General features: G+C 49.7%; 6 protein-coding genes. 1 reads left to right on the top strand and 5 read right to left on the bottom strand.

The window, feature by feature from the left end:
• The 4 genes from VI234_RS20930 to VI234_RS20915 form a co-directional block, all read right to left on the bottom strand.
• On the bottom strand, positions 1 to 338 hold a 338-nt coding region (locus tag VI234_RS20930), incomplete at its 3' end, for a transposase-like zinc-binding domain-containing protein (RefSeq protein ID WP_336331188.1).
• 122 nt (positions 339 to 460) lie between these two features.
• Positions 461 to 1,609: an outer membrane protein assembly factor BamB family protein gene (locus tag VI234_RS20925; RefSeq protein WP_336331187.1), complete on the bottom strand. Its 1,149-nt coding sequence runs from the start codon at positions 1,607 to 1,609 to the stop codon at positions 461 to 463.
• Positions 1,610 to 1,699: 90 nt separating this feature from the next.
• Positions 1,700 to 2,935 (bottom strand): outer membrane protein assembly factor BamB family protein, encoded by a 1,236-nt coding sequence (locus VI234_RS20920; protein WP_336331186.1) that lies wholly within the window; start codon positions 2,933 to 2,935, stop codon positions 1,700 to 1,702.
• A gap of 820 nt (positions 2,936 to 3,755) precedes the next feature.
• Positions 3,756 to 5,099, bottom strand: coding sequence for a radical SAM protein (locus VI234_RS20915; protein WP_442905051.1), 1,344 nt, complete (start codon positions 5,097 to 5,099; stop codon positions 3,756 to 3,758).
• 133 nt (positions 5,100 to 5,232) lie between these two features.
• Between VI234_RS20915 and VI234_RS20910 the strand changes: the two genes are divergently transcribed.
• Positions 5,233 to 6,312, top strand: a complete 1,080-nt coding sequence (locus VI234_RS20910; protein ID WP_336331185.1) for an SPL family radical SAM protein — start codon at positions 5,233 to 5,235, stop codon at positions 6,310 to 6,312.
• Here the strand turns inward: VI234_RS20910 and tcmP are convergent.
• Positions 6,295 to 7,359, bottom strand: a complete 1,065-nt coding sequence (gene tcmP, locus VI234_RS20905) for a three-Cys-motif partner protein TcmP (protein ID WP_336331184.1) — start codon at positions 7,357 to 7,359, stop codon at positions 6,295 to 6,297. The two genes, VI234_RS20910 and tcmP, sit on opposite strands and share 18 nt — an antisense overlap.
• Positions 7,360 to 7,894: the final 535 nt, after the last annotated feature.

Below are 7,894 nucleotides of genomic sequence, written 5' to 3'. Positions count from 1 at the left end.
GCTCTGGCGAAGCGCTCGATGCGCCGGTGCATGGTTTTGTGTGTCACCTCGATCTCGCACTGTAGTTGGCGAAGACTCGTGTTAAACCGGAGGAACGCGTAAATTGAGAACAACCACCGACGGAGCGCAATCTTCGAATGAGCGAAGATTGTGCCGGTCTTGTCGTTGAACGTGCGGTCGCAATTCTTACAGAGATACCGTTGAAACTCTCTGTAGCTGCCGTTTCTGACCGTCCGGTCAGAACGGCAGCGAGGACAAGTAACACCATCACTCCAGCGAACCTGCTCTAACAGGTCCGCTGCGACCGATTCCGACCCAAAAACATCTAGCGGAATCATTCGTGTCGGGCACCGCTGACGCGGTGCCCTTGTCCTCTTCGACTCCACAGCTACGGCTCAACAGTATCAACAATCTCCTACGCAAGAGCGAACTCTAGGTGTGAAAGTGATTCAAGAGCTTCCTATCCGCTCATGATGGTGTAACCTTTGACTTGACCAGAACTATCTGTGAGAAATAAAGTATCATCGACAACTCCCAGTGTCTCGATCCGATTTCCTCCTGTCATATTCTGATCCAAGATTAATTCACCAGAGGAAACATCAATACAATATAAATTACCCGATGTGTCCGCTGACAACACAAATGATTCGTATGGTACTATTGAGGACCGGATTGTTGAGGTAGTTCTGATATGCCACTGTTCTGACCCGGATGATCCGTCATGGCTATATATGCCAGTTTCACCTGCCGATATGATACTTTCATTTGTCAGTGTTGGTGGGATATACGAATAGCCCGGCACTTCTTTTTTGAATACGTTTGTCTTTTTAGCGAGATCATGAACTTTTACTGATCTATCCCGCAACAACATTAGATTCCCAACTATTCTCATAACACCTCCAACATCAATCCCGAATTGTATTTGAGTGGAAAACAAGGCCTTCTTTTCTGGGTTATATCCCATGGACTGAGTATCGATGCCAAGGTATGCTAATCCGTCATGCGTAACGATAGAGTCAACGTAATCTTCAATCCGAGTGTGAAATTCTTTTGTTCCCTCTGTAGCATTAAGTGAGAAAAATACGCTTTCATCCTCACCAGCAGCGGCACATAATCCCGCAAAAACTCGGTCATTGTTTGCTGATAGAGCATCGAACCCGGAATGCTCTTTATTAATTTTGTCTGTATGGAATGTCCAAAGTATTTCACCGGATTTGGGTGCAAGTGCTTGAACTCGTGTACTCCCGCCAACATAAATACCAGATCTCGTAATCGAGACTGAATTAGGCTCACTATCTAGATTAACTTTTGTTTGCCAAATTATATCCTGTGATTCTACATCGACTGCTTGAATATAATTCCCTACACTGTACAATATTCCATCATTAACTCTCAGAAATTCTGGTTCATTGAAAATGTTGTTAAAATCCTCTGAAATGGTAAGTGTAATTGATTTGCTGTTTTCGCTGGCTTCTTGAGCAGTTGTTTGCCCTGAGTGTACAGATTCACCAGGCGTGTCAGTGCTTTGTTGCTCTCCTGTAAACCGGAGACAACCTGCTGTACTTGCTACTGCAAAAAACCCTTTTAAAAAATCCCGTCGTTGGGCCATCAGCTAGTAATCATCAAGATACAAAATAAAAACTTCGCCAATTAAATCCTTCATCTATATGCATACAAGAAGTAAGAATTGTTAATTCGTTCACGATATCTGTAGACTTAATGCCATCGTCGGAACATCAGTATTTACGAGAAGGTGGCCTGAAGCTACGACCATTTCTTCAATTGCACCCTCAACAGAAAAATCCTCCAGATACTGGCCATCAGTACCACGCAGGACATAGACAGAACCATTGTCAGTACCTGCAAATATATATCCAGTGTCCGATCCAGCAACAGTGTTAATTTGTCCGTCGGTCTGAAATCGCCATTGTTGCTCGCCACTTTCTAATGAAAGAGCATACACATCAGAACTTCTAGTACCAAAAATGAGTTTACCATCATGTATGACACTTCTAGTCCAACATTGACCAGATGTACTGGTTGTCCACTCTGTCTTTCCAGTTGATGCGTTGATCGCCGAAAATTGTTGGTACATCCCCACATATACCATCCCGTTTGTATGTCTTGGCGGGGAGACAGGTGTCTTCTCTGTCCATTTCCAGTAATGGTCTCCAGTCTCCGGATTGATCTTTGAAACTTGAGCAGAGTTCGAGTTCGTTCCTGCAAGCACGTATGCAGACCCAGAACCATTCACAGTTCCAAGTCGACGGGTACCGCCAGTGTTGATTAGTCCACTATCAATTTGCCACAACCGCTCACCAGTGTCTGGGTCAAGACCTACGACTGCTGAGTTTCCGTAGCTGGGGTCGTTGATGTTTGCGATGAAGGCATCTGAAGTCACGAGAAAGCGAGAATAGACTTGACCATCGACAGTTGATTTCCACAGGGTAGTACCATCATCTTGGGAAAGTGCTAAAATGTAGTCCCCTGAATCAGCTGACACCCGATACAAAACTGCCGAGTCTCCCACACCCAGTGCTTTTGCGATCAATTCACCTGAATTAGTAATCCCAGACTTTTCCCAGATAGTGTTACCCGTCTCTATGTCAATGGCATATGCAGCATCCATCATGCCAGACCGACCATATACTGCAGTATCAAAAATAAGGGGAAGTCCAGTATCTATTTCCCAGACTTTGCTGAAACTAATTTCTTCAGTCTCAGGTTCTGTTGTATTCGGTTCCGTTGTGGAGCTCTCAATATCCGTTTGGGTGTTTTCAGCTGTTCCGATGGATTCAGTCGATTGAGCTGTCTCGGATATACGGTCTGCTTGAGGATTCGTTGGATCCTCTGTATCGCTTTCTGTCTGGTTCATCCGGAGACATCCACTGGTCCCTGCCACACTGATATAAGAAATAAACTCACGCCTGTCCATAAGTGGTGAATATAACAAAATTTAAAAAACGTTTTGGAATATTTCTTTGAAAGAGTCAGTTAGTGAGCGAGTTGGCCAGTGACCTGCCGATGTGTAGTCCAACATCCCAGTCATACTCACCCTGGGTATATTTACACCACTTAGTAAGCGCCTCAAATAGCGTATCCGCCAACTCAACTTTTCCTGCCTCACCGTCTGCCCCGACACCAGCCACGACAAACTCGGATCTGTCCCAGTAGTGGGCGACACCATTATATCAACGCCGAGAAACAGGGGCGGCCCTGGGTGAGTAGTTCGCGTACAGACAGGCATTACAAGTCACGTATCTCTCGATAGGAAGTGAGAGAGAAACACAGACTCCAGAAAAGTTAGAACAGCCACAGTCCGATGTCAGTACGTGACTACCAATGGCCCTCCTCCCCAGTGGACAAATCCAAAATACGTCTCAACTGTCACCGGCGTCCTTGCCACTGGTGCTCTCGTGTTCTACAGTTCACTAACTCAGTTTGGCCCGATTGTCGATGAAATCATATTCGTAGTGCTCGCTATCAGTATCCCTGTACCATCGCTTACGAACTTGCTCGTCGGTTCGGATGATAGGCACACTTGCTGAACGGTTGGTTCAGGGGATCGAGGAGAAAAACAAATGACGGTTAGAAATCCGAGTGGGTAGCTAACCAACAGCTGTGGGTTCTGCTCGGGTCTTGTTGGTTAGCACTTTTCGCGACACCGTCGCTGCCACGTGCTGATACTCGGCTTGCGACGGCGTCGGCTGTAACCTCAACCCGGTCAAACCCTGACGGGGTGCCTGATAGGCACGTCAGATGAGATGCTCTATGGACTCGCCGTCCCGGGCTAACTCAGACTGTTCGGGTGAAGCGTCCTTACTGCGCTCGGAGAACGACTCCGGAGAGACGGCCTGTTGCATTGCCTTGAGCTTTGACCGAAACTGCCCGCTCGTCGAGCGCACCAGCTCATCGTCTGGCCAGGAATGCACTTCGAGCCCATCGAAGCGCGTCGCCACCTGCTGGACCGTGTTCAACTGACCGAGAGCATACTCAACCCAGTACTGGTGACTGTCCTGCATCTGCTGGAGTTCTTCGACAACATCGTCGTAACCGGCTTGCTCGGCGGCATCGAGACACTGCTGGAAATTCGCGCCACGGGGATTGATTGGCTCGTGGAAGACGACAACCTCACCGAGCGCTCTGAAGTAGCTGAGTAGTTCGTGAAAGTCATCTTCGCCCATCGTCGGGTATGTGGGCGACATCGAGACGAACACCGACACACCGGCCTGCTGGAGCTCATCTAACGCCTGCCAGCGAGTCATCGGTGGCGGGGCGTTCGGTTCCAAAGCTCTGACGAGTGTGGCGTCGAAGGACGGAATCGACGAGCCGACGGTAATGCGGTCACCGGCGGCCTGGAAGAGATCGATGTCCCGAGTCACGGCAGGACTTCGCGTGAGGATTCGAATCGGAATGTCGTGTGTGATGAGTTCGGCGACAGCGCCGCGGGTGATCTGGGCCGTCCGTCGGTCCTGGTAACAGTCAGTGCCGCTGGACAGCATCACCACGCCGCGACCACGGTCAGTTTGTTTGCGCTCGCTGGGATCACGCTCATCGAGGATATTGCCCAGTCGCTCCGGGAGGTCATCCCGGTACAGGAGATAGCTTCCCCAGTCGGTCTGTGGATCGTCGACGTTCGCTTGCTCGGCGAGCATCTCATCGCGGCTATCGATAGCCGGCGTGGTTGGGACGTAGCAGAACTCACAGCCGTGTCGGCACCCGGTAGCGACGTTGATAACGTGGTCACACAGGCTCTTGGTGTGGAGATGGGACTCGCTCATCACCGACTTCGTCGGGTCAGTGTTGACCGTAATCCCACGCTCGGCATGGCTCTCGGTGTCAGTGGCACAGTCCCAGCATAGCAGGTCACCCTGTGGGTTGGCGGCAAAGCGGTCGTTGATTTCGTCGTTACACTGGGTACACAGCAGACCGGCTTGCCAGAGGTCGAGTCGTTCAGTCGGGACACCGTAGTCCCGTGAGAGTGCACGGAGTTCGTCGAGCGTCGGCTGGTCGTCGAACGTGGCGACCGTCTCCCCGGCGTGTTCAACGGCATAGGTTCGCTCGAACCAGCTATCGCCGGTGTTCCAGGTGAGTTCCATGCGTCTCTCTCCTACCTGTCTTTTTATACTGGACCCCATTAGAAGTCAGCCACGCGGAGTGAAAGTGAAACTGAACGCAGTCTTTGTTGCACACAATTATATCTAGTAGTAGACGAGAAAGACAAGATAATATATGACAGACGACCACGAAGACGTACGGACGGGAGAAGACCCTACAAAGGCGATTCTCAGTGAGTCGGGCCTCAACAGCAAGCATCTGTGTGACTACGTTGTCAACGTAGCGACAGGCTGTCGGCATGGCTGCAAGTTCTGCTATGTTCCCTCGACGCCGAACATTCGGACTCGGCCGGACATGCTCAAAGAGGAGGCCGATGTGGACAACGGCCAGAAAGAGTGGGGGAACTACGTGCTCTACCGGGATGATCTAGGCGAGAGACTGGACGGGCATTTGGATCGAAAACGAACGTGGCGGGAGACAGAGCGTGGGCAGGGCGTTGTTGGTGTCTCATTTTCGACGGACTGCTACATGGACGGTCGTGCTGGGAAGATTACCCGCGATGTCGTCGATGCTATCGCAAGCCACGAGGAGTACGTCCGGGTGTTAACGCGGAACCCGATTCTGGCCCTACAAGATCTGGATGTCTTTCAGGATGCTGGCGAGTATGTGACGATTGGCTCATCGATTCCGTGTATGGACGCTGAGCAAGTTGGAGCGATTGAACCGAGTGCCCCATCGCCGGAGCTGCGGTTGAAAGGGTTGAAGGAATTCAACGAGCATGGCGTTCAGACGTTTGTCAGTATGAGTCCGACCTATCCCACGCAAGGGAAGGCCGATCTTCGGGAACAGCTAGAGCGGGTCGCTGCGTGTGACCCGGCTGTGGTGTTCCACGAGCCGATCAATCCCCGTGGTGGGAACTTCGAGATGACTGTTGAAGCAGCACGGGACGCTGGTGAAACGGAGTTGGCCGAGGAGTTGGATGCGCTGCGGTCTCGTGAGCAGTGGGTCGAGTATGCGACGAATCACCTACGGTGGGTCCAAGAGATTGGGCGTGAGCTGGACCTGCCTGTGCATCTGTGGCCCGACAAGCAGTTGATCAAGAATGTCGGGGACGAAGAGGCAACCTGGCTTCAATCGTGGCGAGATCGCCAATCTCCAGAGGAGTTCGCTAATCGGGAGACTCCGACTGAAGAGGCACCAGCTTATCCTCTAAGCAGCTCTAGCCAGTCGGCTATATCAGAAGTCACCGAGTGAAGACTGATCCTCATCTCTTTTTACTTCAGATTCATCAGGGATGAATTCATCTAGCCCTGTAGCGTTTCCTTCCATGATATCAATTATATCTGCAACGTTATCGCCAGACATTCTCTCGATCCGATTTCGCATATTATCCATAAATTGGATGTATGGACTCCCATTACCCGTTTCACGAGTTGCATAAATCAAATCATATGAGTAGCGATCTCCAGCACCCGTTACACGTATCTGCTTATTTACAGGGCGGTTGTTATTTGGCTTATCGTACTCCTCACCAATGGTCGCCAGTTGTTGTTTGTACAAATCCCTCAGCTCATCAACAGAGTTGCAATCCCGGTATTGCTTTCCTCCTACGAATCTGTGTAGCTTCCGATGAGCAGTTTCAGTTCTCTCCTCTGACGCATTATCGCTTTTCAGATAGCCCAGCTCCCGTGAGATTCCCTTATATTGGAAATTGATAAGATAATCACCCCAAATGCGAGATAATGCGATCATTGTTTCCCAATGGATCTCCATCCGCTCATGGTCCGCGAAAGTTAGTTGGTTTTTACCACTATATCCGGATTCTTGTATGATATTTCCAATCGTTTCCGGTACAGTGTGGTTAGCATCTCCATGGTGAACGTAACAGCTGTCACGGTTGATATCAAGTGGAGTTTCATCCGCTATGTAATCTAATCTGTCCGAGAGTGCTGTTGCACGTTCTTTCTGTCCCTCGAAAAAATGTAGCTCATCAAACGGGTACTCAGGGAAGACTGCAGCGATTATAGGCGACCCATATATGTTCACATCCTGATTTTCGAGTTCAACGATACCCGAACCTGCTAGAACGTCAAAATATAGTTTCTTTTCGATACCATCAGTGCTGTGAATGATTCGCGTGTACAGGTCGACAGTAACTATCAAATGGAATAATTTTAGCGCTGCCCATGGGCCAATTTCGTTCGTAGCGTCTGGGTGGATATTGTATAGTTCGTCAGCATAATCGGTTAACGTATCCAGTTTCTGCCGTATCCACTCATTGTCTGGTGTTTGAGGAGTCATTTGTATCGGTCGATATAACAAGTGACTGAGTTGAGTCGCTCTAATGCATTATATTTAACCCACGATTCGAGATAATGATAGGGAAATTTAATTCAGGACACGCTTCCATTCTTCGGCGATACAATTCATGCATCCACCGCCCGGATGAGATCGCCAACCAGTGACCCATCGATATGCGGCCCGATACCTTAGCCACGCTTCGAGCGGGTGTGCTCGCACCAATCGCGAAGCATTTCACAGGGCGGTGCAGCCAGCCCGAACTTCTCATCTTCAAGCTCTTCAGCAACAACACCGACAGCGTACTCGTAGCTGTCCCAGTACTATACATCCAAATTATGTTTGTCCATATAAATAGGGGGAACTGGGACAGCCGTTCTCAAACAATATAGTCAGTAGAGGGTTCACAAGCAGCGAGTTTCAGTCGATCACATCGGGTTAGAGTAAGCGTCTGCTTGGAGAGGATGTGCAGTCAACCCAAGCAGACAGCGAGATAGAGGAAGAGCACCTGCTTAATTTTGTCGTCAACAGTCTCGAA

Origin of the sequence: Haloarcula sp. CGMCC 1.2071, assembly GCF_037078445.1 — an archaeon.
Lineage (GTDB): Archaea > Halobacteriota > Halobacteria > Halobacteriales > Haloarculaceae > Haloarcula > Haloarcula amylolytica.
The sequence above is the reverse complement of the archived record's forward strand: the minus strand, read 5'-3'. Positions and strand labels throughout refer to the sequence as shown.